Below are 25,338 nucleotides of genomic sequence, written 5' to 3'. Positions count from 1 at the left end.
GCTGTCCGAGCATGTCGGCCATTGAGCTGGCATGACGAAGTCCCGGCCCTATTCGCCGTGCGGCAGCCCCGAGAAAAGCGGTGGTCGTGTCGTGGTCCCGATGCTTGGAATGCTCAACCAGCAAGAAGAGAACGTCACTCTCCAATATCGTATAGTCTGCTCTTGTACAGTTGAGCAATAAGAAGGACCTGCGATGCCCCTGCACCTTCATCCCATGGATCCGTTCGGCGCCGAGATCACCGGAGTGGCCGGTGGGGAACTGACGGCCCCCGCCGCCGCCGAGCACTGCCGGACAGCATTGGACGAGTACGGCGTTCTGATCTACCGCGATCTGCACATCGCCGATGAGGATCTGGTGACGTTCACCCGGTTGCTCGGTGATCCGGTGATGTCCCGGACCCGCGAGCATCGGCTCGGTGAGATCGAAACGATCACCCTCGATCCGTCGAAGACCGACGCTGTGCTGGCCTCCTACCGGAAGGGCAACTTCCACTGGCACATCGACGGCGCCACTCTCGAAGTCCCGCAGAAGGCAACGCTGTTGAGTGCCCAGGAGGTGGATACGTCCGGCGGCGACACCGCGTTCGCCGACACGTTCCTGGCTTATGCGGCACTGCCGGAGCAGGAGAAGCGCCAGTTGGAGGGCTTGCAGGTGCAGCACACCTTCGCCGCGGCGCAACTGCTGGCGAACCCCGAACCCACCGATGCCGAGCGCGCGGCATGGGCGCGGGTTCCGAGCCGGGTCCATCCGCTGGTGTGGACACGTCGTAACGGCCGCAAGTCGCTGCTGATCGGAGCGACCGCCGACCATATCGTGGGCCGGGCCGTCGAGGAGGGCCGGGCCCTGTTGACCCATCTGCTGGACTGGGCGACACAACCGCAGTTCACCTACCAGCACCGATGGCACCGAGGCGATCTGGTGATCTGGGACAACACCGGCATGCTGCACCGCGCCATCCCGTTCGAGTTGACCTCACGGCGGCTGATGCACCGCACCACGCTCAACGGTGTCGAGGCGGTCGCCTGAAATGAGCACCGGCACCAACGATTCGGCCGACCTGCACCACCGCCTGCGCTATCTGGAGGACCGGGCCGAAATCCTCGACTGCATCGCCCGGCACGCTCGCGGGTGCGATCGCCACGATGCCGAATTGATCAGCAGCGCATACCATCCCGACGCCATCGACCATCACGGCAACGCCACCAACAGTGGCGCCGACTACGCGGACTGGGCCAATACTGCCCATGCGGCCACCTCGCAGGTGCACACGCACAACATCACCACCCATACCTGCGAGATCGACGGCGACAGCGCGCACGCCGAAAGCTACTCGATCGTGGTGCTGCTCGGCAGCGATGGCCGCACCGCGCAGTTCATCAGTGGCCGCTACATCGACCGGCTCGAACGCCGGGACGGCCACTGGCGTATCGCGTTGCGGCGCTCCACCGTCGAGGTCATGTTCACCGCCGACGCCCGGGTTGTGCAGTCTCGGTTCTTCACCGAACAGGGCTATCCCAAGGGCACCCGGGACACCACCGATCTGTCCTATCAACGTCCACTGCAGGCGGACTCGCCCGCCCCGGCACGATGGAGCGCCCCACCCGCGCCATCAGGGGAATCCTCAACCTGACCAACTCGCGCGCGGCCGTAGGCGACAGGGCCGACTGCCCGCACCCGTCCGCCACGGACGGTGCGCGAAAGCACAAGGCCGCCAGGGGCTGTGGCACCCAACCACCGAACGATCAGGCGGATAACCACGATCAGCTCGAACCGCGAACCAGTGAGCAAAGGATGAACCGTGAAAGTCGTCAGTCAGAAGGACCTGGGCGGCCCGGACGTTCTGGAGACCATCGAAGTGCCCCTCACCGCACCGCGGCGGGGACAGGTACTGATCCGGCTGGCAGCCACGTCGGTGAACCCTGTCGACTGCAAACTCCGTGCCGGGCAGGTCGGGTTCCTGGGTGAGCCGCCGTTCACGCTGGGATTCGACGTGTGCGGCACCGTCGCCGAGGTCGGCGATGAAGTGACCGAATTCGGTTCGGGTGACCAGGTTTTCGGCATGGTGCACAGCCGCACCGGAACCTACTGTGAATACGTCATCGCCCGCGCCGACCACCTCACCGCGCGTCCCGCGGATCTGGATATCCTCACAGCCGCCGCGCTGCCCACTGCCGCGCTGACCGCATGGCAGGCACTCGAGCTGGCGGGCCTGGGTTCGGGCGAGCGGATTCTGATCCACGCGGCTGCGGGCGGGGTCGGCCACCTGGCCGTGCAGTTCGCCAAGCTACGCGGCGCACGGGTGATCGGCACCGCCCGCGCGGTCAACCACACGTTCCTGCGTAATCTCGGCATCGACGAAGCGATCGACTACACGACAACGGATTTCGCTACAGCAGTCGATGATGTCGACGTCGTGCTCGACCTCGTCGGCGGCGACTACGGGTCCCGGTCGTTGCGGGTGTTGAACGCGGGCGGGCGCTATATCACAGCACAACAGTCCGACGTCGGCGATGACTGCCGTGCGGCGCAGGTCACCGGCAGACCGTCCCGGTCCGACCTGTCCGAGATCGGAACGCTGGTACGAGCCGGACAGGCCCGTGTGCACATCGATCGGGCGATATCGCTGGCCGACGTCGCCGAAGCCCACCGCCTCAGCGAAACAGGCCGCGTGCGAGGCAAACTCGTGCTCACACCATGGTGAGCAACTCTCGTACAGCGGCCACCGGGCAGGCCCGCGACAGTACCGCGGCGGCAACGCCCCAGACGGAAGGAGCGGCATGCGTATCGGATTGACCGGGATGGGTGCGTCGGTGGACAAGATCGTCGGCCAGGCGGCGCGCGCGGAAGAAGAAGGGTTCACCTCGCTGTGGTACGCGAGCACGGTGGCCGGTGATCCGCTCACCGCGATCGCGATCGCGGGGCGCAGCACGAATCGCATCGAACTCGGCACTGCGGTGCTGCAGACGTACCCGTGTCACCCTGTGCTGCAAGCCAATCGGGTCGCGGCCGTCGTCAGCGCCATGAACCGCCCGGGTTTCACGCTCGACATCGGCCCCTCGCACCGGGCACTGGTGGAAGGCGTCTACGGGCAGTCCTACGACCATCCAGCCCGCAACACCCAGGAGTACATGCACATTCTGACCGCTGCGCTGCACGGCCGGGACGTGGATTTCCAGGGGCGGGATTGGTCCGCACACTGCGCAGGTGTGGTCGCCCCGTTGGCCTATCCCGTGCCCACGCTGCTGGCGGCATTGTCACCACGGCTGTTGCAGATCGCCGGTGAGCTCGCCGACGGCGCCATCTGCTGGATGGCAACAGCGAAGGCCCTGGAGAGCCGGATCGTGCCAGGCGTGTCCGGGGCGGCCGCGGCGGCTGACCGGCCGGCGCCACGGATCGTGGCTGGACTGCCGGTCGCAGTGCACGAGGACCGGGACGCCGCACGCGAAGCCGTCGCCGCCAGCTCCGCTGTCTACTCCGGCATGCCCAACTATCAGCGCATCCTCGACGCCGGGGGCGCTGCGACCGCCGCCGACGCCGCGATCGTCGGCACCGAGCACGCCGTGACCCAGCAGTTGCAAGCGCTGCTCGATGCGGGTGCTACCGATATCTGGGCCAATATCGTGCCCGTCGGCACCGACCGGGCCGCCTCCGCCCGCCGGACCCGTGAGCTGCTGCGCAGCTTGCTCACCGGCCCGTGATGCCGACCGAGAAACAGGCAGCGGCGATGACACAGAGCCACGACAGCGGCCACCGCAGACACGTCTTTCGCGAGCTCGGCTTCGCCACCACCATGGTCGGCGACGAACTACACGGGGCAGCGACGATCACACCGCACATGCACGTCCCCGGCACCACCCGATTGCGAACCTCCATCCTGGCCGCATGGACCGATTCGGTCACCGGTCTGCTGGCATCGCTCGCGCTGCGACCGCGCGTCCCGGTCACCCTCGACCTCGACATTCAGCTCACCTGTCCGGCACCATCCGCCGGACAGGTGCGGGTCCTGGGCCGAACAGTGAAGACCGGCCGCACAGTCTTCGTCGCCGCCGTCGAATTCCAGTGTGACGGAAAGTTCTTCGGATTCGGCACGGCCTCGTTCATGGCATCGCCGAACCGGACACTTCAAGTACCCGAGCGCCTCAGCATCGGCCTGCCGCCATCCCCTGCACGACTGCAAGTCCCGCTGGCACAGCGCGTCGGCTGCCGACATCGTGAGCCGGGAACAGTGCTACTTCCCCGATCCGAGGACGGACTGAACTTCTCCCACACCATCAGCGGCGGACTGATCGCGCTGGCAGCCGAGGAAGCCGCCCTGTCGCTGGCACCGGGCCGCACACTCTGCGCGCTCGCGCTGCGCTACCTGCAGCCCGCCCGCACCGGGCCGATCATCGCCACCGCCACCCTTGCCCACGACCTCGGCCGGATCTCGCTCCATGACGCAGGCAACGCGAATCGGCTGACGACTCGCGCGACCGTCCGCTTGTTCGGCGAATAGCTCACCGAAATCTCGACGCCGATCACTCCGCACGAAATCTCATGTGTCCTGCGGTTCGACCTCGTCGAGGTATTTCTCGACCAGCTCGATCATCTCGGCATGGCCGGTGACAGTGCCGAAAGCCTCCTCGAGACGGATCATACGTGGCACAGCCGACATCAGGAATACCACGGCTGCGGGAGGAATCTCGTTGTCCGCCAACCCATATCGCTCCAGCGTCGGCTCCAGCGCGTCCACCAGGGCCCGGCGCAGGCGCTCCCCGCCGCGGCCGATGACCGGTCCGATCGACTTTCGGTGATTGGCCAATGCCATGAACTCCAACAGCAGCGCGGCACCGGCCTTGTCGTTGGCATAAGCCCACACCGCACGCAGCGGTCGGGCGCTGGCCGCGGCCCGTTCCAGTCGCCGTACCGAACCGTCTGTGCCCGCTTCGAGGATCGCGATATACAGATCGTCCAGAACAGGGAAGTAGTACTGCACCAGCCCCGGCGTCACCCCGGCGCGGGTAGCGACGCTGCGGTAGGTAACGGCCGCGTACCCCTGATCGAGCATCAACTCACCAGCGGCTCGGATGATATCCGCGCGGGTCTGCGAACTCCGCGACCCGACCCCGCGCTGCCCACTCATCGCAGCAGCCACGCAGTCCGCCGACCCACCCCATGGGCCGCATACGCCACCGCCACCGGCACCAGCCCGCTGACACTGGCTATCACTGCGACCTCCTCGACCCGAAAGCAAGACTTCCAGCATCGAATATATCCATCTTGTACCGGGCGCCAACAACTGAACGCAGACCGAATCGTCACCGGCGTCAGCCGATGCGTGCCGCGCCAGGGGACGGAGGCCGGTAGGCGAAGCGGTCGGAACTCACTTCTTCCGCGGTTGACCGCGCCGCGCTGCCGGACTCGCTTCTCCCGCGGAGTTCAGGTAGTGCTCGAACGCATCCACCAGTTCCTGATGGGCGGTTCGCACGCCGATGCCTTCTTCGAGATTGAGGAATTTCGGGATTCCGACGATCAGCAACAGCAGCGCGCCGGGTGTGAGCTTGCCGACGAGGAATTCCGATTCCTGGAAACTCTGTGCCAGAACATCGAGTTGGATCTTGCGGACCCGCTCGGTGACCTCGGCGATCTCGGAACGCACACTCGGACGATGGTTGCCCAAAGCCATGAATTCCATCGTGAGCTCGCTCGTGGCTTCCTCCCAGCTGTACTCCCAAAGCGCCCGCAACACCCGGTCGGCCGGCACCTGCAGCGCCCGCTCCAAATGCTCGACATTGCGGTCCGAATAACGTCGGATCGCAGCAAGGAAGATCCCGTCAAGAGTTCTGAAATAGTACTGAACCAGGCTCGAGGTGACATTGGCGCGCGCCGCCACCGCCCGGAAGGTCACCGCCGCGTATCCCTCCTCGAGCATCAACTGCTCGACGCAATCCAGCAGGACGCCACGTGTCTTCGACGTCTCGGCGCCCATGCGCCGGGGCGATGCCGCCACACTCACCTCCCTCACGATCCGGGTCGACCTGTACCGTTACACCTCCCGTTGCTATACGATCGTATAGTAACGCGTGTAGCATCCCTGCCGGTCCGATCCCGATCTCCGGCATATCACCTACATACAACCAGGAGACCATGTGATCACCGGCATCGGCCCGATCACATCGCAGCGGGACCTACGTGCCGGCTCGCGGCTTCACACCACCTCGGATCGGTTGCGCACCAGCACTGGTCATACACCCGGCACCGGCAAAGGAATGGATCAGATGCGGTTACCCCCGTTACCGGCCGACGAATGGAACGACCGGACCCGCGAGGCGTTCAAGGCTCTGCTACCACGCAGTGCCCGCAATCCCGAAGGCGCCGGGACAGCCATGTCGACTCTCGCCCGCCACCCCGACCTCGCCGAGGCATATGTAACATTCGGCGTCCACCTGAACTTCCGCTCTACTCTCCCCGCGCGCCTCAAAGAACTCGTCATCCTGCGCGTCGCTGTCCGTCGCAAGTCCGCCTACATCTGGACTCACCACCTCGCCGGCGCCGCGGCTGTGGGGCTCTCCGGCGCCGATATCGATTCCCTCCGCGCCGGCTCCCTACCGGATGTCCATGACCAGACCATCATCGAGGCCGTCGACGAACTCGACGAACTGTCCGCCGTCAGCGACCGCACCTGGAGCGCACTGTGCGGCTACCTCACCGAGCAGCAGTGCATGGACCTCGTTTTCACCGCGGGCGGCTACATGCTGTTGGCCATGGCGTACAACACCTTCGGCGTCCAGCCGGAGTGACCGGCAGGTCGCACGGCTCATCTTCTTGTATAAGTCACCAATAACTAGAACTGCCCGCATGACACCCGCAAGACCATCGAGGCTGTTCGGAATCACCGGTTTACCACGAAGGCGGGCGGCCCATCGACCTCCGCTGGACGCCGAGTACGCGCAGCGCGGCGGACGGAGTGCCCCGCGGGGCATCCCGACGCGCGGCTGGAGTGAGTGCGTTGTTCGCCCCGTGCGTCACCGCATCGGCGGATACGACGCAGTGCACCGCGAAGACAGCGAACGGGCCGCTGTGGGTTACCGCGGACTGTGTCCCGCGCGGACAGGGAAAGTGTCGTAGTCCACTGATCTGCGGGCCCGAGTACGTGGGGGCGAAGAAGCCACCCAGCCGCGCGGCAGGCGGCCACACGCCGTTGATGCGACATCGTCTCGACAGTGCCAAGTGGAACCTGGCGGTCCGCATATCACCGGATCTTCGGCCGAGCCCAGAGCGCGTCGGGCCGCATCGGCCCGACCCCGCCCATAGGCCCCTCCGGCCGCGCGTCCGGGTTCGGCGTTCTCCATCGCAATCGCCGGCACCCCTCTATGCTATACAGTCGTACAAAGCGGGTGAAAACCTCTGCACGCCACAGGCCGCCCTACGCGGACTCGGCATATCGCGCAAGCGCACGGGCATTGCGGCGCTCCCGATACGCGCTCGCGTGGTGGCTCGATGGAACTCGCCCGCGCGCGGGAAGAAGGACAGCGAAATGACCAACTATGACTACATCGTCGCGGGCGCAGGCTCGGCCGGGTGCGTTCTTGCGAACCGGTTGTCATCGGACCCGGAGATCAGCGTTCTGCTGATCGAAGCCGGTGGCGGCGACCGCAATCCGCTGTTCCATGTTCCCAAGGGTGCGGGAATGCTGTTCGAGAGCGAAAAACACGTGTGGCACTACGAAACCACGCCGTTCGGGCCGAACCCGCACAGCGAACAGTGGCTGCGCGGAAAGGCATTGGGCGGGTCCAGTTCGATCAACGGCATGATCTACAACCGCGGCCAGCGCGCGGACTACGACGGTCTGGAACGGCTCGGTAACAAGGGCTGGGGCTGGGACGAGATCTTGCCTATTTTCAGAGAACTCGAGGACAACGAGTTCGGGCCGTCACCGACCCGTGGCACCGGCGGACCGCTGCACATTTCCGTGCCGCGCGACCCGGATCCGCTCTGTGACGAGATGATCGACGCCGCAACGCGAGTCGGCCTGAAGCGGGTTATCGATATCAACGAGTGCGACGACGAACGGGTCGGCTATGCCACGTCGACGATCCGCAACGGCCGCCGGGTCAGCGCCGCCACCGCATTCCTCAGGCCCGTACTGCGCAGACCCAATCTCACGGTGCTCACGCGCACGACGGTGCAACGGCTCCTGCTGGAAGGCGGCAAGGCCGTCGGCGTGGTGGCCGCGGGCAAGAGCGGCACTGTGCAGTTCCGCGCCTACCGCGAGGTGATCGTCTCGCTCGGCAGCCTCAACACCCCGAAACTGTTGCAGCTGTCCGGAATCGGCCCCCGGGAGGTACTGTCCGCAGCCGGTGTTCCGGTCTATCTCGAGCGCGACAATGTCGGGCGCCGGTTGCGCGAACACCGCTGCGCCACCTTGAGATTGCGGCTCAACGAGGACCTCGGCTACAACAAGCAGCTGTCCAGTACTGTCGGCCAGGCATTGTCGGGCGCCCGGTATCTCGCGACGCGCAAGGGACCGCTGGCCACCCCCTCGTTCGATATCGTCGGGTTCGTCAAGACCAAGCCCGAACTCGACCGGCCCGATGGGCAGATCATGATGGGGCCGTGGACCATTCCGCCGTACAACACCGGTGAACCGGTCGCAATCGAACGCACCGCCGGAGTGTCGTGCCTGGGGATGGTCCTGCGGCCCACCGCCCAGGGCTGGGTCGAGATCACCTCCGGCGACCCGGACGCCGGCCTCCGGATCAATCCGAATTACCTGGGTACACAGGAGGATCGGGAGGCGACGGCCGATCTGCTGCGCACGATGCGCACCGTATTCGAGCAATCGCCGATGGCCGAGCACATCAGCAACGAGACCTATCCCGGGCCCGATGTGCGGAGCGACGACGAACTGGCCGACGCCGCGCTCGGCGGCGGCTACGCCGGTTACCACGCGATCGGCACCTGCGCGATGGGCCCGAGCGCCGACGACGTCGTCGACCCCCAGCTACGTCTTCGCGGCGTGGAGGGGCTTCGCATCGTCGACTGCTCGGTGTTGCCGACGATGGTGGCCGGCAACCTCAACGGGCCCATGATGGCAATGGCCTGGCGTGCGGCAGATTTCATCCTGCACGACCGGTAGGCCGATACCGCGACGCTACATCACGGCGAAACCGGCATCGACGGGCAGCGTCGTTCCCGTGATGTAGTACCGTCTCGATGCGTCCGCCCGCTTCACGCACGAGCCGGGCCGTCTCGTCGAGATCCGCCTCCGTCGCCAATGGGTAAGGGATAGAGTCGATATCGGCGCACCGGTCGACAGCGACAATGTCGATGCCCGCCTCCGCCAGAGCAACGGCGTGACTTCTCCCCTGGCCGCGGGCCGCGCCGGTGATGACTGCGACGCGGTTGGTCGTCTCACTCATGCGATGACCGCGGGCATGCTGTCCCAACCGCGCACTGTCGAGGTCCGCGACCGCCGGGCCCCGGACATGTCGATCTCCCATTCGGGCCACCGCTTCAACACCTCCTGGAGCGCCACTCGCCCCTCCAAGCGGGCCAACGGCGAACCGACACAGAAGTGTGGTCCCCGGCCGAAAGTGAGGTGACCGCCTGGCTTTCGGTGAATGTCGAACCGATCGGGATCGTCGAATTGACGCTCGTCGCGGTTGGCTGAGGCGAGCATCAGCAACAGGGCGCTGCCCGCAGGCACGACCTGCCCCTGGAACGTCACATCATCCGTCGCGACATAACGCGCGACATGCGGCCCCGGTGGTTCGTAACGCAGCAGTTCTTCGATCGCGTTCGGGATCAACGAGTGGTCCGCGTTCAATTCCGCGCGCTGGTCGGGATGTTCGGCGAGGACCTTGCCCATCCAGCCGAAGAGGCGACCCGTCGTTTCGACTCCCGCGCCGGCGACGACGGCGAGGAAAACAATGAGTTCCTGTTTCGTCAACTTCCGCGTCGTTCCGGTCTCGTCTTCGAACTCCACCTCGAGCAGTTCGGTGATGAGGTCGTCGGATGGGTGCTTTTCCCGCCATTCCACGTACTCGCCGAACATCTCGCCGGTGAAGTAGTGGTCCTTGTCGATTGTCATCGGCTGGCCAGGCTTGTTGCGGAGCACTTGATTCGCGTGCGCACGCACCGCCGGCTGTTCGGCGTCGGGGATGCCCGCGAGCATTCCGATTGTGCGCATGGGCAGTTCGGCGCCGAGGTCTTCGACGAAGTCGAAGCGCTCACCACCGACCAGCGGATCCAGACACGCGACACAGAAGGCCCGAACCTTGTCTTCGACCATCCGCATCTTCCTCGGCGTGAACGCTCTGGCCACGATCGCGCGGTGGATGGTGTGCAGCGGCGGATCCTCGTTGATGAAGATCCCCAGGGGCATCACCGGATCCGTCATGACAACCTCGAGAATGTCGCCTTTGGCAGAACTGAGCCGCGAGGTGTCCTTCAGCGCCGCGTCGACATCGGCGTACCGGCTCATACCCCAGAAATCGTGGCGCTCGTTGTAGTACAGCGGTAGCTCATCACGCAGTCGCCGATACGTGGGATAGGGATCGAGGTCGATATCGAAATCCCAAGGGTCGTAATACAGATCACTCATTGCTCGCTCCTCGACGTGCTACTGCGGAGCGTCCCGCAGTGCACTATACAACCGTACAGTAGTATGCTTTACATTCGTATAGCAAAGCGCCGACGGGCGCCCCCCGTAACACCGAGTCCGTGAACACGAGAGCCATATTCGGTGGCCCAAGGTGTGGAGAGGTGGATATGACGCAGTCGCCACGGCGCATGGGCGCCGAGACGTCGAAGACGCGAGATCTTCTTGTGGGAGTACAGCTGGGACGAATCGGGCGCGCTGACGACCGAGTTCATGGCGCTGCGCAATCATCGCAAATCCGTGCGCGCGGAGATCGCCGAGGTCACCGAGCAGGTCCGCCGACTACAGCTCGATGCGATGGCCTCGCCGGCGGTGGCCGACGGGGAGGAGGGTATCGGCGTGCGCACCGCGCACCAGGAGTTGGTGGACGCCTTCGAGCACTACCTGAACACCATCGATTCCGCCGGTCCGACCGAACCCCGGCGCGGCCGGTCGCGACGATCGAAGTGACCTGCCCATCGTGGCGCACGGACGCGACAGCCAGGAACGTGGTGTCAGACGCCGGCCGGCCCCGGTCCGCCGTGCACCGACAGCGTCTGACCGGAGCAGAAGCTGGACGCGTCGGAGGCGAAGAACAAAACCCCGTAACCGATCTCCTCGGGTTCACCGAGGCGGCCGACAGCGTTGGTGGCGCCGAGAGAGTCCGGATCGATGTCGTAGCGGGCGAGATCGTCGAGCAGAGTGGCCGCACGCACTGCCCCGACGGCGATGGCGTTGACCCGGACACCCTTGCGCGTCCACGCGGCGGCCATCGATCCGGTCAGGTTGTTCACTGCCGCCTTCGCGGCGCCGTAGGGGGCTGCCTGTGGCATCGCCAGCAAGCTGGCCCGCGACGAGATGTTGACAATCGCCCCCTTACCCCGGGCCAGCATAGGCACCGACGCCGCACGTGAAAGATGCCACACCGCACCGAAATTCAGGGCGATGACCTGATCGAATTCGTCATCCGCCCACGCCTTCACCGGCTTCGTCTCGGCACCACCGGCACAGTTGACCAGAATGTCCAGAGTGCCGAACTCCTCGAGCACGCGGTCGACCAGGCCCCGGCACGCCTCGGGATCGGTGACATCCGCCGACACCGCCAACGACCGGCGGCCCAGTGCCGCAACCTCTTTCGCGGTCGAATGCAAAGGATCAGGGCGGCGGCCGACGAGGACGACGTCGGCGCCGTGCTCGGCGAGCACCAGCGCGCTGCCGCGGCCGATGCCGGTACCGCCGCCGGTGATCAGGGCGACCCGCCCGTCGAGTGAGAAACGATCATCCACCGTGCCTGCTCCTTCATTGGATGCTGCTCCCCGGCCGGCCGAGGACTGTTGCTATACGAACGTACAGCCCGTGCTATATATTTGTATATGAGTTCCGCCAGGGGCGTGGCCGGATCATGGAGACCCAGGTCCAATCCGCTGAGGCTCGAGAAGTAGGCGGTCTGCGCGTCCTGATCGCGCCACTGCTCGAGGTCTCGCCATTTACGGTGCGCCTCTTCGTCGGTGGCGCCGACGATGAACATCAACCCCTGCAGGAATCGCACGTCCTCGTCGCGACGACCGCGTTCGCGCGCCAGCTTGCGGACCGAGCCCACCTGCTCGGCGATCGCCTCCGGCGTGTAGGCGGACAAGAACATCAACTCCGCGTGCGAGGCAGCGAAAGCGAGCCCGGCGGGAGATCCGCCCGCCTGAGCGAGCACCGGCGTCCGCTGCGGTGAGGGGTTCCATCAGATTGAACCCCTCCACCCGATAGCGCGGCCCGACGTGGTTGATGTCGTGCACCTTCGACGGGTCCGCGTACAAGCCCTTCACCGGATCGTTCACCACCGCACCGGAATCCCACGACGCCTCCCGCAACCACCCATGCTATACAACTGTATAATTCATACAGTAGTATAGCATTGCGGGCGGTCCGGCGCGGTCCGCTAGCGAGATTCCGATTCCGTTGGGACAGAAGGTATTTGCCGCACCATCCGGTGCGCGGCAGAGGTCCCGGTGGGTTTCACTGAGTATGGGAGTGCACGGACACAATGGATGAATCCAATCGCGTAGCGGTCGTCACCGGCGGCGCATCGGGCCTGGGACGCTCGATTTGTGAGCACCTGGCTCGTGACCATCGCGTCGGCGTACTCGATGTGAACGGTGCGGTCGCCGAGCAGGTGGCCGACGAATTGCGCGCCGGTGGGGCGCAAGCGACGGCCGCGGCGGTGGACGTCTCCGATCAGGACGCGGTCGCCGATGCGTTCGCAAAGGTCCGTGCCGAACTCGGCCCCATCGAGGTCCTCGTAACCAGCGCCGGCATCGGCGGATTCACCCCGTTCGAGCAGATCACCCTCGCCGAATGGAACCGGTATCTCGCGGTGAATCTGACGGGTTCGTTCCTGTGCCTGCAGGCCGCACTGCCCGATATGGTCGAAAAGCGATGGGGACGCATCGTCACCATCTCCTCCGCGGCAGGGCAGGTCGGCGCGCTACGACAGGGCCATTATTCGGCGTCGAAGGGCGGAGTCATCGCGATGACGAAAACCGTCGCGATGGAATACGCTCGCCTCGGCATCACCGCCAACTCCCTTCCACCCTTCACCGCCGACACCCCGATGCTGCGGGCCGCGCAGGAAGCGAAAGCTGTTCCAGGAGTGGAGATGATGTCGCGGATCATTCCCGTCGGGCGGGTCGGCACCGGCGACGAGATCGCCGCAGTGTGCGCGTTCCTGTGCTCGGAAGCCGCGAGCTACATCACCGGTCAAGTCGTCGCCGTCAACGGCGGCGCCGTCGTCTGAACCCGAATTCACCGCTGCCGTCGCCGAGATCGATGCCGTTCCGGACCCCGGCGACGCCCTCTCAATCCCGGACCCCGGAGACGGCCTTGGCGCTGGCAGTGAATTCGGCGAAGGTGGTGCCGCTCTTCTCGCGCCGACTGAGGGCTTGGATGGATACGTCGTGGCCCTCGGCCGCCTCGCGCAGTGCGCCGACGGTGGCCTGGTCGCGCGGAACATGCTGAAACGGGTCGAACGAGTACCAGCGCATGGCGTTTTCGTGGGTGATCTTGTTGATCTCGTCGTCGGTCACGCCGTTGGCGCCGAAGACGCGCTCCAGTTCTTCCGGAGCGTTCGGCCACATCGAATCACTGTGCGGATAGTCCATTTCCCAGCAGATGTTGTCGATTCCGATGTCATGGCGGTTCTTCACTCCGTTCGGGTCGGAGATGAAACAGGTCATGAAGTGTTCCCGGAATACCTCCGAAGGACGCTTTCCACCGAAGTCCTGCCCGGTCCAGGTGGCGTGCATCTCGAAGGTGCGGTCGACACGGTCCAGGAAGTACGGGATCCAGCCCGTACCACCTTCGGACAGCGCGATCTTGAGATCCGGGTAGTCCTTGACCGGTTGGGACCACAGCAGATCGGCCGCCGCCTGCACGATATTCATCGGCTGCAGGGTGATCATCACGTCCATCGGAGAGTCCGGCGCGGGGATGGACAGTCGCCCGGAAGAGCCGATATGGACGTTCATCACGGTGTCGGTATCCACCAGGGCCCGCCACAGGGGCGCCCAGTAGTCGCTGTGGAACGACGGGTAGCCGAGCGCGGCCGGGTTCTCGGTGAAGGTCAGGGAGTGCACGCCTTTCGCCGATACGCGCCGCACCTCCTGCGCGCACAGCTCGGCGTCCCAGATCACCGGCAGTGCCATCGGAATGAACCGGCCCGGGTTCGACGCGCACCACTGGTCGATGTGCCAGTCGTTGTACGCGCGGACCAGCGCCAGCGAGAAATCGGGGTCGTCGGTGGCGAACAACCGCGCCGCGAAGCCGGGGAACGACGGGAAGTTCATGGTGGCCAGCACACCACCGGCGTTCATATCCTTGACGCGCTCGTCGGGATCGAAACAGCCCGGGCGTATCTCGTCGAGCCCCTGCGGTTCCAGGCCGTACTCCTCCTTGGGCCGCCCGGCCACCGCGTTGAGCGCCACGTTGGGGATCACCGTCTCGCGGAACCGCCAGGTATCGGAGCCATCGGGGTTGTGCACCAGGCGTGGTGCGTCCTTCGCGTATTTCTTCGGTAAGTGGTTGTCGAACATGTCGGGCGGCTCGACGATGTGGTCGTCGACGCTGATGAGGATCATGTCGTTCTTGTTCACAGCGGCTCCTTTCAGGTCACTGGCGCGCGCTGTACAGACGTAAAGCTTAGCGTGGAAGTAGAAGGTGGAAGGGCGTTTTCGCTACCGCTCCGATACCCGGGCGACGAGCAGTTCACTCGTGATGCGCCCACGGGGATTCACCCGCATACTCGGCCCCGATCATGCGATTCGTCCAACATCGGGATGTTCGGTAACGGGTCGGGCGAGTTGCTGCTCGTCACACACCCGCTGCAGCTTGTCCAGAGTCTCGTCGAGCCCGGCTCCGAGCCGAGGGCCGGGGGTGAACGTGGCCGGTAGATGACGCATTCCTTGGATGACGCCGATACTGTCGTAATGCACCCGGCCGACCGGATCGCAGCGGAAGTCCGGCACCCGGTCCAGCACCGCGATGAGCATGCGTTTGAACACGGTGCGCGCGAAGTTGGACCCGATGCAGCGGTGGTTACCGAGCCCGAAACTGAAGTGACGGTTGCCTCTTCGGTCCAGCTCGATCCGGTTCGGGTCCTCGAAGATCGCCTGATCGCGATTGGCCATGGCCCACGACAGCCACAGCCGCTCCCCTTCGGCGAACCGGGTACCGACAAGTTCGCAGTCCGCGGAGATCGTGCGACCGTCCCCCGGCGCCGGTGTGAAGTAGCGCAGGAATTCTTCGGTCGCCGAATCGAGCAGGTCGTCACGCTCCCGGCTGAGGCGGTCGCGTTCGTCCGGATTGTCCGACAGCCACTCCAGTGAACGCGCCGTCAGCGCTGTGGTGGTATCGAAACCGCCGCCTACGAGCAGGTTGAGCATGCCGAGCAACTCCATGTCCGGTGCGGGTTGCCCGTCCACCGTGATCCGGGTCAACGCGTCGATGATGCCCGGCCGGGGGTGCTCGCGAATCTCGTTGAGGTTCTGGAGCATGTCCAGACCCATCTGCATATACAACTGAGCCACCCGCGGCGCGTCCGGCGAGCCCGGCGGGGTGTAGACGCCGGCATGGGCGGGCTCATTGTAGAGGGCCCAATTCTGCAACGGCACCCCCATCATCGCCAGGGTCAGCACGGCGGGCACGACGTTTGCCAGGTCGTCGACGAAATCGATGGTGCCGGTCTCGATATGCTCGTCCAGGCAGGCCCGGACCACTTCGTCGATGACCGGCACCCACCGCTTGATCGCGGCCGGCGACAGGTAAGGGTTCAGGGTGCTGCGGTAGATGCGGTGCTCCGGATCGTCCATCTCGAGCATGCCGCCGCGGGCGGGTGAGGACTCGATCATGGTGGGGATGGAGATTCCCTTGTAACCACGGCGCTCGTTGTGGAGGTCGTGATCGTTGGACACGTAGGGGCAGCGCGCCAGTGCGAATACCGACTCGGCGTCCGCGGCGACCCAGTGCCCGCCATAGGTGGGCGTCCAGGCGACCGGGCATTGCTGGTGCATCTGCTCGGTGATCTGGTCGAATCGGCCGCGGTAGTCGTGCGCGTGCCGGTCGAAATCGAAGTGCGCGGCCTTGCGGCCGTCGTCTTTCCCCATGGTCCACACCACTCTCAGATGCTCATTGACAGCGGAACGGGTGCACATCCGAAACCTCGAGTGCGCCGCCACCGCGTGCTTTACAAATGTATAGCGCAGTTACGGGGAGACACAAGGCTTTTCGGATATCAGCGAGGCCGATCGCATGAGCGTGCGACAACACCGGAAGGCTTCGGTGGGCCCGGCAGCGCAGGCACCGAGACCCATCTCGACGCCCATCTCGACGCTATAGAGCCCGAACTACCCCTCCGGTTTCCCATGTTTTGCGTGCCCTGCCGACGACACGAACCTGCGAGAGCAGGTTCGTGTCGTGTGGGCGTGCAGTGGCCGGCCCTCGACGAGGGAGCATCTCGGGAGACCGCCGTGCTATGAGATCGCGGTAGTCGGTACGTCGGCTTCCAGCGGCGCCCGCTCGGGTTCACGGGTGCAGAACAGCATCAGCCCCGCGCCGATCAGCGCCAGCACCACCATGACCACGAATCCGCTGGCGAATGTGCCGGTGCTCTGGACGATGAAGCCCATTACCAGGGGTGCCACCACGCCCGAGAGGGCGAAGCAGGCGTCGGCGAAGCCGGCGGCGCTGCCGGGTTGGCTGGGTTCGGCGTCTATTGCTGCTACCCACCAGATTCCGCCGGTGACGAAGCCGCAGCCTACGCCGATCGAGATGAATACGATGGCGGTGATCAGGGAGGGGGCGGCGATGATCGGGATCAGGGCGGCGCCGGCCAGGAGTAGGGCTATGCCCATGATGGTGAAGCGGCTGCGGATGCGGCCGGTGCGGGCGTAGACGCGGTCGACCAGGATGCCGCCGATGATCGCGCCGACTACGCCTGCGGCCCAAGGGGCTACGGTGAACGCGCCGACCTTCGTGATGCTCAGGTGGTACGAGGTGGACAGGTATTGCGGGAGCCAATACATGAACGCCCAGAAGATGTAGCCCCAAGCGAAGTATCCTGCGCCGACGATCCACAGGTTGCGGTTGGTGAAGATGCTGTGCCAGTTCACCTTTTCCTGGCGCTCGGTGGTCTCCTCGGCCAATTGCCCGGACGCGATGTGCGCGCGCTCGGCGTCGGAGACACGCGGGGATCCGGCGGGGGTGTTGTACAGCAGACCGACCGCGACCAGCGCCCACACCACGCCGAGCACGGCCAGCACCCAGAACATGCCGCGCCAGCCGATGCCGGCGATCAGCTGGGTGACCAGGGGGCCGCCGATCAACAGGCTGCCCGAGACCGCCACGCCGCCCACCAGAGCCAGTGCGAAACCTCGTTCCGAGCGTGGGAGCCAGCGGCTGAACACGCGGGTAGCCGCGGGAAAGCCGGGAGCCTCGCCCGCGCCGAGCACGACGCGGATCAGCAACAGGCCGGTGAAGCCACCGGAGATCGGGGTGATCGCGGTGGCGATCGACCAGATCACCATGCCTATCAACAGGATTCGGCGCGGACCGTACTTGTCGACAAGCGGACCCGCGAGAAACGCGAACACCATGTACCCGATGGAGAAGGCGGAACTGATGACGCCGTAATCAGCGGAGTCGATGCCGAATTCGGCCTCGAGGGGCTTCACCGCATACGAAATCGCGCTGCGGTCTATGTAATTGATCACGACGAGGACGACGATCATAGCGACCGTGGCCCAGCGGAAATGTTGGCGCATGGTGGGATACCTCAAATGTCCACCGTTCCGCTTAGCGGAACATTATGAATAAAAGATGCTGAAATCATGCAACTGCATTCTTCCGAGCACAATGTTTTTGCGTGATTTCCCGTGTAAATTCCGGGAGAAGCTCACACGCTATGTTCCGCTGACAGGAACAATGCTCAGAACGTCCTTGACCGACCCACCTTCGGGCAGTTGCCAGACAGCCGCAGCGAGCCGCTCGGCCGTCTCTTCCGGAACCGACCGCGCCGCATTCGATGTGAACTTCAATGTCAGCTCGGCAGCCGACAGCGGGTTGGCCGGACCACCGCGATTCTCCGAAACCCGTTCACTGCGTGTGGTTCCGTCGTCGAGGCGAACCGTGAGCACGGCGGGGAACTGCCGGGGGAAGATCCGGGTGCACTCCGCGTCGGCGACGACGTTCACCTTGTCCGCGATAGCCAGACGCGCCGGATCCCGCACGGCGTCGTCGGTGAAGTCCTCATGGAAAACGCCGAGACCGCCGCCGCCGAGCAGTGCCGCGGCCACGGTGTATGGGCCGCTGAACGCCCCGTGGTAGCCCGACCGCGGCCGGCGCTTTTCCTCGATCGGCTCGCCGATGGTGCGCAGCACCGGTTCCGGCACACCGAGCGTCAACTCCGTGATCCGGGCCGGATCGATTCCCGACGCGCGTAGCCGGAGTGCGGCGTCCACGCCCGCGTGCGTGAAGTGGTTGCAGGGGTAGGGCTTGAAGAAGATGCCCGGGGTCTCCCAGTGCTCGCCGAGCCCGCGGGTGACCTGATCGATGTCGAACCGGTCCCCGCAGAACGCCTGGAGGAATCCGAACCGCCCCTCCAGCACGGTGGGCGGTCCGGTGAGCCCGTGCTGGGCCATCTCCGCCGCGACCACCCCGGCGTGCGCGGCCCACCCACAGTGCACACGTTTGACGGTGCCGCCGGTTCGATTCGCCTCGATCACACCGGAACCCATACTGCATGCGATGCCGATCGCCGACGTCAGACCTTCGGCGTCGAGGCCGAGCAGCATGCCCGCGGCGACCGCGGCCCCGACCGCTCCGCAGATCGCGGTGGCGTGCTGGCCGCGGTCGAAGAACACCGAGTTCGCGTTCTCCTCGTCGTATCCGGCCATGCCGAGCCTGCACGTCACCTCGATGCCGACGGTCGCGGCGTCCAGGAACGAAGGCCCACTCGCGCCGGTCTTTTCGGCCACCGCGAGCGCAGCCGGGATCACCGCCGAGGAGGGATGCAGCACCGAGGGCAGGTGGGTGTCGTCGAAATCGAGGCTGTGCGCGAGGGTTCCGTTGACCAGCGCGGCCGACGGGGCGGGCAGCCTGCCCTCGATACCGAGCGCGGTGGCCGCCGGGTTACCGCCCCAGTCGCGCACCACGTTTCGGATCACCTCGGCCGGTTTCTCGCCGAGCGCGGCGAGACTGTTGCCGAGCAGGTCCAGTACGCGACCGGCCAGATCGGTCCGCAGATCGGCGGACAGGCCGTCGACGCGGACGCCGGCGGCGAGCGCGCCGAGTTGCTGTGCCGGAGTGGCGGTCATGCGCCCACCACCGCGACCGGGCGGATCGGGGAGCCCGTGCCGCCCACGATGCGCAGCGGCGCAACCACGAACAGGAATTCGACAATCCCCTCGGCGGCGATATCTTCCAGATTCAGGTGTTCCATGATGTAGATCCCGTTCTCCACCAGCAACACTCGGTGCACCGGCAGCTCCCGGTGTCCGGCGCCGGCGGGAATCTGCTCGTAGGCAGTGGTATCCGCGCCGGTGGCGACCACGCCGCGTGCGGCGAGCCACTCGGCGGCCTCCACCGTCATGCCCGGCACGCCGGCGTCCTGGCCCAGATACGTTGTCGCGTCGGAGAAGTTGCGTGCCCAGCCGGTACGAACCAGGGCGACATCCCCGGCCTCCGGCCGCACCCCGGCCCGCTCGGCCGCCGCAATCAGATCCGCCTCGGTCACCCCGTAACCGGGCTCGAGGATGTCAACGCCCTTGACCCCGGCCACATCCAACAGCACGCCACGGGTGACCAGCGGCGGAATCTTCTCGGTGCCATGCTCGCTGAACTTCCCGCCGCGCTGCGCCTCGTCGGCATCGATACCGCCGTGCAGCTTCCCGTTGTGACTCACGTGCGAGAGCGAGTCGATGTGGGTGCCGACGTGCCCACCGGTGATGATCACCTCGTTGCTCGCCGAACCACCATCGGGGCGCATCATGTCGCCGTGCCGACGAGCCAGCGTCATCCGGAATCCGGGATGATTGGGCGAGCACGGCATTCCGGTGAACAGCGGCTGGCCCAGCTCGATCGTGCGCAGTCCCTTCGCGACGGTTTCGAGCAGGGCGCCGGTTACGGCGTCGGTCATGGTGTGGTCCCTTCTGTTTCGAATTGCTCGGCCAGGTCGAGCACCCATCTGCTGCGGGCGACGACGGCCGGGTCGACGAACCGGCCGTCGTCGTCCAACCAGGCCGCGGAATCCTTGCCGTTCAAGGACTTCAGCAGCCGGCGGGCGACGTCGACCTCGGTATGGCTCGGGGTGAACACGGCGTTCACCGGTTCGATCTGCTTCGGGTGCACCACCGATCGGCCGAAGAACCCGCGGTCGCGGGCGGTCTGGCTGTCGATGGTGAGTCCGTGCAGGTCGGCGACGTCGGTCCACACCGCGTGCGGCGGGCTGGGCAGCCCGGCCGCGCGGTTGGCGTTGACGGTGCGCTGGCGCGCCCACTCCAGCGCCGCCTGGTCGCGCACCCGCAGATCGGCGAGCAGATCGGCCTCGCCGAGAGAAACCGATGCGACCAGCGGGTGGGAGGCGGCGAGCAGGAAGGCGTTCTCCACGCCCAGTGCGGATTCGACGAGCACGTGCACGGGCGCCGCGAGCCTCTCGGCGATCCGAGCGACGGCATCGGGGTCGGCGCATTTGGGTACTCGCACCCCGGCGATTCCGCGCCCGGCGAGTTCCTCGATATCCCTTTCACCCCATGGGCTTTGCGGTGAGTTGATGCGGACCCACAACGGCTTGGGCCAGGGCCGGGCCGTCGCGGCGACGGCGTTCGCGCGGGCAATATCCTTGTCCTGCGCGCCGATCGCGTCCTCCAGGTCATACACCACCGCGTCCGCCGGACCGGCCATCGCCTTGTCCAGCAGTTCCGGGCGGTGCGCCGGGACGTACAACCAGCTGCGCGCCTTGCCGATCACGCCACACCCTGCTCACGCAGGCCGGCCAAGCCCTGCTCATCGATGCCGAAGCGGGCCAGGATCTCCGCGGTATGTTCGCCGAGTTTCGGTCCGGTGGTGCGGATTTCGCCTGGGGTGTCGCTGAGCCGGAACGGAACGTTGGGCATCTTCAGCGGACCCAGTTCCGGATCGTCGATCTGCAACACGCTGCCCAGCGCGGCGTACTGCGGGTCGGCCATGATGTCGGCGGCGGTGTAGATCGGGGCGACCGCGGCCTGCGCCTTCTCGAACGCGGTGACCACCTCGTCCCGCCCCCGCGCGGCGATCCACGAGCCCACCGCCTCATCCAGCTCGTCCGCGTGCTCGGCGCGGGTCCGGCCGGCGGCGAACCACGGCTCCTCGATCAGTTCCGCGCGGCCTACGAGGCGCATCACGCGTTCGGCGATGGACTGCGCGCTGGTGGACACGGCCACCCAGCTGCCGTCGGCACACTGGTAGGTGTTGCGCGGCGCGTTGTTGGTGGAGCGGTTGCCGGTGCGCGGTTGCAGCAGCCCCAGCTGGTCGTATGCGGTGATCTGCGGGCCCAGCACGGTCAGCAGCGGCTCGATGATCGCCATGTCCAACACCTGGCCGCGGCCGGTGACGTCCCTGGCGCGCAGGGCGGTCATGATGCCGAACGCGGTGGTCAGCGCCGCTACACCGTCGGCCAAGCCGAATGGCGGCAGGGTGGGCGGACCGTCCGGCTCACCGGTCAGCGCCGCGAAGCCGCTCATCGCCTCGGCGAGCGTGCCGAAGCCGGGACGCGCGGAGTACGGGCCGAACTGGCCGAAACCGGTGACCCGCGCGAGCACCAGCCCCGGATTGTCCTGTGCCAGCACGTCGTAACCCAGTCCCCAGCGCTCCAGCGTGCCGGGACGGAAGTTCTCGATGATCACGTCGGCGTCGGCGGCCAGCTCGCGGAACAGGCGCTGCCCCTCGGGTGAGCCGAGGTAGAGGGTGAGTGATTTCTTGTTGCGCCCCAGCATCTTCCACCACAGGCCGACGCCGTCCTTGCTGGCGCCGTGTGTCCGGGACGGGTCACCCCTGGGATGCTCGACCTTGATCACCTCGGCGCCGTGGTCACCCAGCAGCGTGGCCGCCATCGGCCCGGCGAACAGGGTGGCCACATCGAGCACCTTGATCCCGGCCAGCGCTTGCACAGTCAATGTAAATCCCTTCGTACAGCGGTATTTCAGCCGCGGTGGCCCATGCGGCGGGAGATGTGCTCGGCCGTGTCCACCAGCTGCGGCGCGATCTTCTCCACGAATTCCTCGGTGACCCGGTAGCGCGGCCCGCACACCGAGATCGAGCCGATCACCTCGCCGGTCATGCCGAACACCGGCGCGGCCACCGAGCCCGCGTCGGCCTGGCGTTCGCCGCCGGAGCGTGCGAAACCGAGTTCGCGCACCAGCGTCAGCTCCGCCTCGAGGTCATCGGGATCGGTCACCGTGTTGGAGGTCAGCGCGGTCAATGGACCGGCGAGTGTGCGGCGCCGGGTCTCCTCCGGCAGGAACGCGAGCATGCACTTGCCGGAACTCCCGGCATGCAACGGAAATCGGCGGCCCAGCTCCACGGTCATCTTGATCTCGTGGGTGCCCTCGACCTGATCGAGATAGATCCGGCCGTCGGGGACCAGCGCGGTCAGTGTCGCCGTCTCGCCGGTTTCGTCGCGCAGTGCCCGCAGCAGGTCCAGCGCGGAGGCGCGCAGATCCGACTCGCGGAACGCGCGGGCGCCGAGCGCGGTGGCGGCCGGGCCCAGCCGGTACTGCCTGCTCTCCGGGTCCAGCACGACCATGCCGCGGGTGGCCAGGGACTGCAGGATGCGGTGCACCACGGCCTTGCTCAGGCCCAGATCGCGGGCGATCCCGCTGACGCCGAGCCTGGACGGGCCGTCGGTGAACAGCAGCAGAACGTCGGCGACCCGCGCGGCGGCCTCGGTGCCAGGCGTGGGTTCGGTCATGGCGACTCTCCGATGAGTTCGTTCCGTTCAGCGGAACGGATTGGCGTTGTCTCTCTCTAGGTAACCACCAGGGGTGGCAGTCCTGTCAAGTGCGAATTTATAGAAAGTCGAGTTCACGGTTGACGGCTGGCCCGGCCAAGTGTCAGGATCGAAGACATGTTAGTCGGTCCGCTCAGCGGTACGACTGAATTCTGGAAGGCGGTGAGGTCGAGAATGACCTTTTCGGTCACCGAATCCGTATCGGCACTGGGCACCTGGGTGTCCGGACTGCGCTGGGACGCCGTGCCCGCGCCGGTCGCCGAGCGACTGGGCACGGTGCTGTTCGATGTTCTGGCTGCGAATGCCGTGGGTGCGCGCACCGAGGGCCAGCGTGCGTTCCGCGCCGCATGGCCCGCGCCGCCGGGGCACAGCCCGGTCGTCGGGGGTGGTTCGCTGACCGACCCGGTCACCGCGGCCTGGCTGAACGGGCCGGCAACGGTGTGCCTGGAGATGGATGAGGGCAACAAGTACGCCAAGGGGCATCCGGCGGCGCACGTGTTTCCGGCCGTGCTCGCGCTGGCCGCCGAGCTCGATGTGCGCGGCCCGGATCTGGCCGCTGCGCTGCTGGCCGGATATGAGGTGGCCGCGCGGTTCGGTCGGGCGACATCGCTGCGGCGCGGTACGCATCCGCACGGCAACTGGGGCGTGGCAGGAGCCGCCGCGGGCTGCGCCAGGCTGCTCGGCCTGGACGCCGAACGAATGGCTGCCGCGATCGATGCGGGTTCCGGGCTTCCCGTGGCCGGGCATTTCGACTCGGCCCTGGACGGCAATCCGGTGCGTGACGCCTGGATGGGCGCGGCGAACGCGTCCGGGATCGCCGCGGCCCGCCTGGCTGTGGCCGGTTCGGCACGCAATACCGGCACCGCGGCCCGCTCGCTGGGCGAGTTGCTCGGTACCTTCGCGCCGCAGGAGCTGAGCGAGGGGCTGGGCACCCGGTTCGACATCACCGGTAACTACTTCAAGCGGCATTCGTCGTGTTCGTACACCCATCCCGTCGCGGATCTGCTGATCGATGCCCGCGCCGCACTATTCGGCACAGCGGCCAACGCACCTGAAATCGCTACCACGACAATGGAAATCGACGTACAGACCCACGCACTGGCTGCCGGGCTCGATCGCACGACCTGGCACAACCAGCTGTCCGCGATGTTCTCCGTCCCGTTCGTCGCCGCCACCGCTCTGCTGCACGGCGAGGTGACTCCCCGCTACACCGCACTGCTCCCGGCGGACGCACCCGAAATCGCGCAGGTCGCCGAACGGGTGCGGATCAGCGAAGACCCAGACCTCACCGGAAAACTGCCCGACAATCGCGCCGCGCGAATCACCGTGCGACTGGCCGACGGGCGCACGCATACCGCCGAGGCCGGAAACCCGGTCGGCGACACCGACTTCCAGCCCTTCGACCGCGACAGACTCGCCGCGATCTTCGCCGGGCTGCTCGAGCCGGCCGAACTGCGCACGATCGGCGCCGTGGTGGACGCAATGACCGTCTCCCCCGGCGCCCGCGCGCTCCTCGCCCCACTGGCCGGATAACCGCCCCACCGCACGAAGGAGGCCCTGATGCCCCGCATCTTTTCCGTGACGCCGATCCACGTCGACCCGGACGAACTCGACCGCCGCCGTCACCGCTACAACGAACTGGCCCCCGCCGGCGTCACCGTCGAACTGGTGGACGCCGGACCGTCCGCACCCCTGCAACTGGCCTCCGACGCCGATCTCCAGGCATCGGAAAAGGCCGTCGCGGCCGCCTTCGCCGACGCCGAGGGCTACGACTTCCTGATGCCGGACTGCGTCCTGGACCCCGGCGTACCCGAGGGCGAGCGTGGCATGCTCCAGATAGTCGTCGAGCAGCTCGTAGCCGACGGCCACCGGGTCGCCGCGGTCACCCGCAACCAGGTGATCGCCGACGAGCTGACCCGCAAGGTCAGCGAATACGGCCACGACGATACGTTCCTCGGCGTCGCCGTACTGGACCTGGATCTCGCAGCGGTCGCCGACGGTGCACGCTGGAACACCGCAATGCGCTCCGCCCTCGACGATCTCGGAGCCCGCGGCGCCACGGCGGTGATCAACGGCTGTTCCGCGGTCGACGTCGACCAGACGGAGGGTGGTCCGCTCGTCGTCGATCCGGTTGCGGACGCCCTGCGACTGCTGGCGGAGAAGGCATGAACCGACCTGGATCCGATCGCGGCC

General features: G+C 66.3%; 24 protein-coding genes and 1 pseudogene. 11 read left to right on the top strand and 14 right to left on the bottom strand.

Going from position 1 to position 25,338, the window contains the following annotated elements:
* The first annotated feature begins 193 nt into the window (after positions 1-193).
* From JZ791_RS09905 to JZ791_RS09885, 5 genes are all read left to right on the top strand, one after another.
* On the top strand, positions 194-1,027 hold the full coding sequence (locus tag JZ791_RS09905; RefSeq protein WP_216893917.1) for a TauD/TfdA dioxygenase family protein: 834 nt from the start codon (positions 194-196) through the stop codon (positions 1,025-1,027).
* 1 nt (position 1,028) lies between these two features.
* A complete protein-coding gene (locus tag JZ791_RS09900) occupies positions 1,029-1,631 on the top strand; it encodes a nuclear transport factor 2 family protein (protein ID WP_216893916.1) in 603 nt (200 codons plus the stop codon).
* Positions 1,632-1,799: 168 nt separating this feature from the next.
* Positions 1,800-2,702 carry an NADP-dependent oxidoreductase gene (locus JZ791_RS09895; protein ID WP_216893915.1) on the top strand — a complete coding sequence of 301 codons (903 nt, stop codon included), beginning with the start codon at positions 1,800-1,802 and terminating at the stop codon, positions 2,700-2,702.
* A 76-nt stretch (positions 2,703-2,778) separates the two neighbouring features.
* Positions 2,779-3,699, top strand: a complete 921-nt coding sequence (locus JZ791_RS09890; protein ID WP_216893914.1) for a TIGR03564 family F420-dependent LLM class oxidoreductase — start codon at positions 2,779-2,781, stop codon at positions 3,697-3,699.
* 26 nt (positions 3,700-3,725) lie between these two features.
* Positions 3,726-4,496, top strand: a complete 771-nt coding sequence (locus JZ791_RS09885) for a hotdog domain-containing protein (RefSeq protein ID WP_216893913.1) — start codon at positions 3,726-3,728, stop codon at positions 4,494-4,496.
* Positions 4,497-4,535: 39 nt separating this feature from the next.
* Here the strand turns inward: JZ791_RS09885 and JZ791_RS09880 are convergent, their stop codons facing one another.
* Both JZ791_RS09880 and JZ791_RS09875 read right to left on the bottom strand, forming a co-directional pair.
* On the bottom strand, positions 4,536-5,123 hold the full coding sequence (locus tag JZ791_RS09880) for a TetR/AcrR family transcriptional regulator (protein ID WP_216893912.1): 588 nt from the start codon (positions 5,121-5,123) through the stop codon (positions 4,536-4,538).
* Between the two features lie 240 nt (positions 5,124-5,363).
* Positions 5,364-5,990, bottom strand: a complete 627-nt coding sequence (locus tag JZ791_RS09875) for a TetR/AcrR family transcriptional regulator (protein ID WP_216893954.1) — start codon at positions 5,988-5,990, stop codon at positions 5,364-5,366.
* Positions 5,991-6,258: 268 nt separating this feature from the next.
* Between JZ791_RS09875 and JZ791_RS09870 the strand changes: the two genes are divergently transcribed.
* The gene (locus JZ791_RS09870; protein ID WP_216893911.1) at positions 6,259-6,780 is read left to right on the top strand and encodes a carboxymuconolactone decarboxylase family protein; all 522 of its coding nucleotides are present in this window, start codon (positions 6,259-6,261) and stop codon (positions 6,778-6,780) included.
* Between the two features lie 737 nt (positions 6,781-7,517).
* Entirely contained in the window at positions 7,518-9,119 is a 1,602-nt protein-coding gene (locus tag JZ791_RS09865; protein ID WP_216893910.1) for a GMC family oxidoreductase, read from the top strand.
* A gap of 70 nt (positions 9,120-9,189) precedes the next feature.
* On the opposite strand, the pseudogene JZ791_RS44880 reads toward JZ791_RS09865, so the two are convergent.
* Both JZ791_RS44880 and JZ791_RS09860 read right to left on the bottom strand, forming a co-directional pair.
* Positions 9,190-9,402, bottom strand: a pseudogene (locus JZ791_RS44880) (SDR family mycofactocin-dependent oxidoreductase); the annotation flags it as partial.
* Entirely contained in the window at positions 9,399-10,586 is a 1,188-nt protein-coding gene (locus JZ791_RS09860) for a cytochrome P450 (protein ID WP_216893909.1), read from the bottom strand. The gene JZ791_RS09860 and the pseudogene JZ791_RS44880, both read right to left, overlap by 4 nt.
* Before the next feature lie 222 nt (positions 10,587-10,808).
* Here JZ791_RS09860 and JZ791_RS09855 point away from each other — a divergent pair, with 222 nt between their 5' ends.
* The gene (locus tag JZ791_RS09855) at positions 10,809-11,093 is read left to right on the top strand and encodes a hypothetical protein (RefSeq protein ID WP_216893908.1); all 285 of its coding nucleotides are present in this window, start codon (positions 10,809-10,811) and stop codon (positions 11,091-11,093) included.
* Between the two features lie 44 nt (positions 11,094-11,137).
* Here the strand turns inward: JZ791_RS09855 and JZ791_RS09850 are convergent, their stop codons facing one another.
* Together JZ791_RS09850 and JZ791_RS09845 are read right to left on the bottom strand one after the other, a co-directional pair.
* Entirely contained in the window at positions 11,138-11,908 is a 771-nt protein-coding gene (locus tag JZ791_RS09850; RefSeq protein ID WP_216893907.1) for an SDR family NAD(P)-dependent oxidoreductase, read from the bottom strand.
* Positions 11,869-12,327, bottom strand: coding sequence for an LLM class flavin-dependent oxidoreductase (locus JZ791_RS09845; RefSeq protein WP_308162869.1), 459 nt, complete (start codon positions 12,325-12,327; stop codon positions 11,869-11,871). Before JZ791_RS09845 ends, JZ791_RS09850 begins: the two co-directional genes overlap by 40 nt.
* A 330-nt stretch (positions 12,328-12,657) precedes the next feature.
* Between JZ791_RS09845 and JZ791_RS09840 the strand changes: the two genes are divergently transcribed.
* The gene (locus JZ791_RS09840; protein WP_216893906.1) at positions 12,658-13,407 is read left to right on the top strand and encodes an SDR family NAD(P)-dependent oxidoreductase; all 750 of its coding nucleotides are present in this window, start codon (positions 12,658-12,660) and stop codon (positions 13,405-13,407) included.
* Positions 13,408-13,468: 61 nt separating this feature from the next.
* On the opposite strand, the gene JZ791_RS09835 is transcribed toward JZ791_RS09840, so the two are convergent.
* The 8 genes from JZ791_RS09835 to JZ791_RS09800 all read right to left on the bottom strand — a co-directional run bounded on the left by JZ791_RS09835 (position 13,469) and on the right by JZ791_RS09800 (position 23,106).
* Complete coding sequence (locus JZ791_RS09835; protein WP_216893905.1) at positions 13,469-14,761, bottom strand: amidohydrolase family protein; 1,293 nt, start codon at positions 14,759-14,761, stop codon at positions 13,469-13,471.
* Positions 14,762-14,920: 159 nt separating this feature from the next.
* A complete protein-coding gene (locus JZ791_RS09830; protein WP_216893904.1) occupies positions 14,921-16,270 on the bottom strand; it encodes a cytochrome P450 in 1,350 nt (449 codons plus the stop codon).
* 366 nt (positions 16,271-16,636) lie between these two features.
* The gene (locus tag JZ791_RS09825) at positions 16,637-17,926 is read right to left on the bottom strand and encodes an MFS transporter (RefSeq protein WP_216893903.1); all 1,290 of its coding nucleotides are present in this window, start codon (positions 17,924-17,926) and stop codon (positions 16,637-16,639) included.
* Between the two features lie 138 nt (positions 17,927-18,064).
* Positions 18,065-19,477 (bottom strand): MmgE/PrpD family protein, encoded by a 1,413-nt coding sequence (locus tag JZ791_RS09820; RefSeq protein WP_216893902.1) that lies wholly within the window; start codon positions 19,475-19,477, stop codon positions 18,065-18,067.
* Positions 19,474-20,298, bottom strand: a complete 825-nt coding sequence (locus JZ791_RS09815; protein WP_216893901.1) for a cyclase family protein — start codon at positions 20,296-20,298, stop codon at positions 19,474-19,476. Before JZ791_RS09815 ends, JZ791_RS09820 begins: the two co-directional genes overlap by 4 nt.
* On the bottom strand, positions 20,295-21,128 hold the full coding sequence (locus tag JZ791_RS09810; protein ID WP_308162868.1) for an HpcH/HpaI aldolase/citrate lyase family protein: 834 nt from the start codon (positions 21,126-21,128) through the stop codon (positions 20,295-20,297). The genes JZ791_RS09815 and JZ791_RS09810 overlap by 4 nt, the downstream gene beginning before the upstream one ends.
* Entirely contained in the window at positions 21,125-22,306 is a 1,182-nt protein-coding gene (locus JZ791_RS09805; protein WP_438804496.1) for a CaiB/BaiF CoA transferase family protein, read from the bottom strand. The genes JZ791_RS09810 and JZ791_RS09805 overlap by 4 nt, the downstream gene beginning before the upstream one ends.
* Before the next feature lie 32 nt (positions 22,307-22,338).
* A complete protein-coding gene (locus JZ791_RS09800; RefSeq protein ID WP_216893900.1) occupies positions 22,339-23,106 on the bottom strand; it encodes an IclR family transcriptional regulator in 768 nt (255 codons plus the stop codon).
* Positions 23,107-23,319: 213 nt separating this feature from the next.
* On the opposite strand from JZ791_RS09800, the gene JZ791_RS09795 reads away from it, so the two are divergent.
* Both JZ791_RS09795 and JZ791_RS09790 read left to right on the top strand, forming a co-directional pair.
* Positions 23,320-24,678: an MmgE/PrpD family protein gene (locus JZ791_RS09795; protein ID WP_254205464.1), complete on the top strand. Its 1,359-nt coding sequence runs from the start codon at positions 23,320-23,322 to the stop codon at positions 24,676-24,678.
* A 27-nt stretch (positions 24,679-24,705) separates the two neighbouring features.
* Positions 24,706-25,314 (top strand): aspartate/glutamate racemase family protein, encoded by a 609-nt coding sequence (locus JZ791_RS09790; protein ID WP_216893899.1) that lies wholly within the window; start codon positions 24,706-24,708, stop codon positions 25,312-25,314.
* Positions 25,315-25,338: the final 24 nt, after the last annotated feature.

This window comes from Nocardia alni, assembly GCF_019038435.1.
In the GTDB taxonomy this organism is placed as follows: Bacteria; Actinomycetota; Actinomycetes; order Mycobacteriales; family Mycobacteriaceae; genus Nocardia; species Nocardia alni.
The sequence above is the reverse complement of the archived record's forward strand: the minus strand, read 5'-3'. Positions and strand labels throughout refer to the sequence as shown.

Excerpts from the sequence above, each read along its gene's own strand:
- JZ791_RS09905 (WP_216893917.1), top strand. The coding sequence starts at position 194 with ATGCCCCTGCACCTTCATCCCATGGATCCGTTCGGCGCCGAGATCACC.
- JZ791_RS09900 (WP_216893916.1), top strand. The coding sequence starts at position 1,029 with ATGAGCACCGGCACCAACGATTCGGCCGACCTGCACCACCGCCTGCGC.
- JZ791_RS09890 (WP_216893914.1), top strand. The coding sequence starts at position 2,779 with ATGCGTATCGGATTGACCGGGATGGGTGCGTCGGTGGACAAGATCGTC.
- JZ791_RS09885 (WP_216893913.1), top strand. The coding sequence starts at position 3,726 with ATGACACAGAGCCACGACAGCGGCCACCGCAGACACGTCTTTCGCGAG.
- JZ791_RS09880 (WP_216893912.1), bottom strand. The coding sequence starts at position 5,123 with ATGAGTGGGCAGCGCGGGGTCGGGTCGCGGAGTTCGCAGACCCGCGCG.
- JZ791_RS09870 (WP_216893911.1), top strand. The coding sequence starts at position 6,259 with ATGCGGTTACCCCCGTTACCGGCCGACGAATGGAACGACCGGACCCGC.
- JZ791_RS09865 (WP_216893910.1), top strand. The coding sequence starts at position 7,518 with ATGACCAACTATGACTACATCGTCGCGGGCGCAGGCTCGGCCGGGTGC.
- JZ791_RS09860 (WP_216893909.1), bottom strand. The coding sequence starts at position 10,586 with ATGAGTGATCTGTATTACGACCCTTGGGATTTCGATATCGACCTCGAT.
- JZ791_RS09840 (WP_216893906.1), top strand. The coding sequence starts at position 12,658 with ATGGATGAATCCAATCGCGTAGCGGTCGTCACCGGCGGCGCATCGGGC.
- JZ791_RS09830 (WP_216893904.1), bottom strand. The coding sequence starts at position 16,270 with ATGGGGAAAGACGACGGCCGCAAGGCCGCGCACTTCGATTTCGACCGG.
- JZ791_RS09825 (WP_216893903.1), bottom strand. The coding sequence starts at position 17,926 with ATGCGCCAACATTTCCGCTGGGCCACGGTCGCTATGATCGTCGTCCTC.
- JZ791_RS09820 (WP_216893902.1), bottom strand. The coding sequence starts at position 19,477 with ATGACCGCCACTCCGGCACAGCAACTCGGCGCGCTCGCCGCCGGCGTC.
- JZ791_RS09815 (WP_216893901.1), bottom strand. The coding sequence starts at position 20,298 with ATGACCGACGCCGTAACCGGCGCCCTGCTCGAAACCGTCGCGAAGGGA.
- JZ791_RS09800 (WP_216893900.1), bottom strand. The coding sequence starts at position 23,106 with ATGACCGAACCCACGCCTGGCACCGAGGCCGCCGCGCGGGTCGCCGAC.
- JZ791_RS09795 (WP_254205464.1), top strand. The coding sequence starts at position 23,320 with ATGACCTTTTCGGTCACCGAATCCGTATCGGCACTGGGCACCTGGGTG.
- JZ791_RS09790 (WP_216893899.1), top strand. The coding sequence starts at position 24,706 with ATGCCCCGCATCTTTTCCGTGACGCCGATCCACGTCGACCCGGACGAA.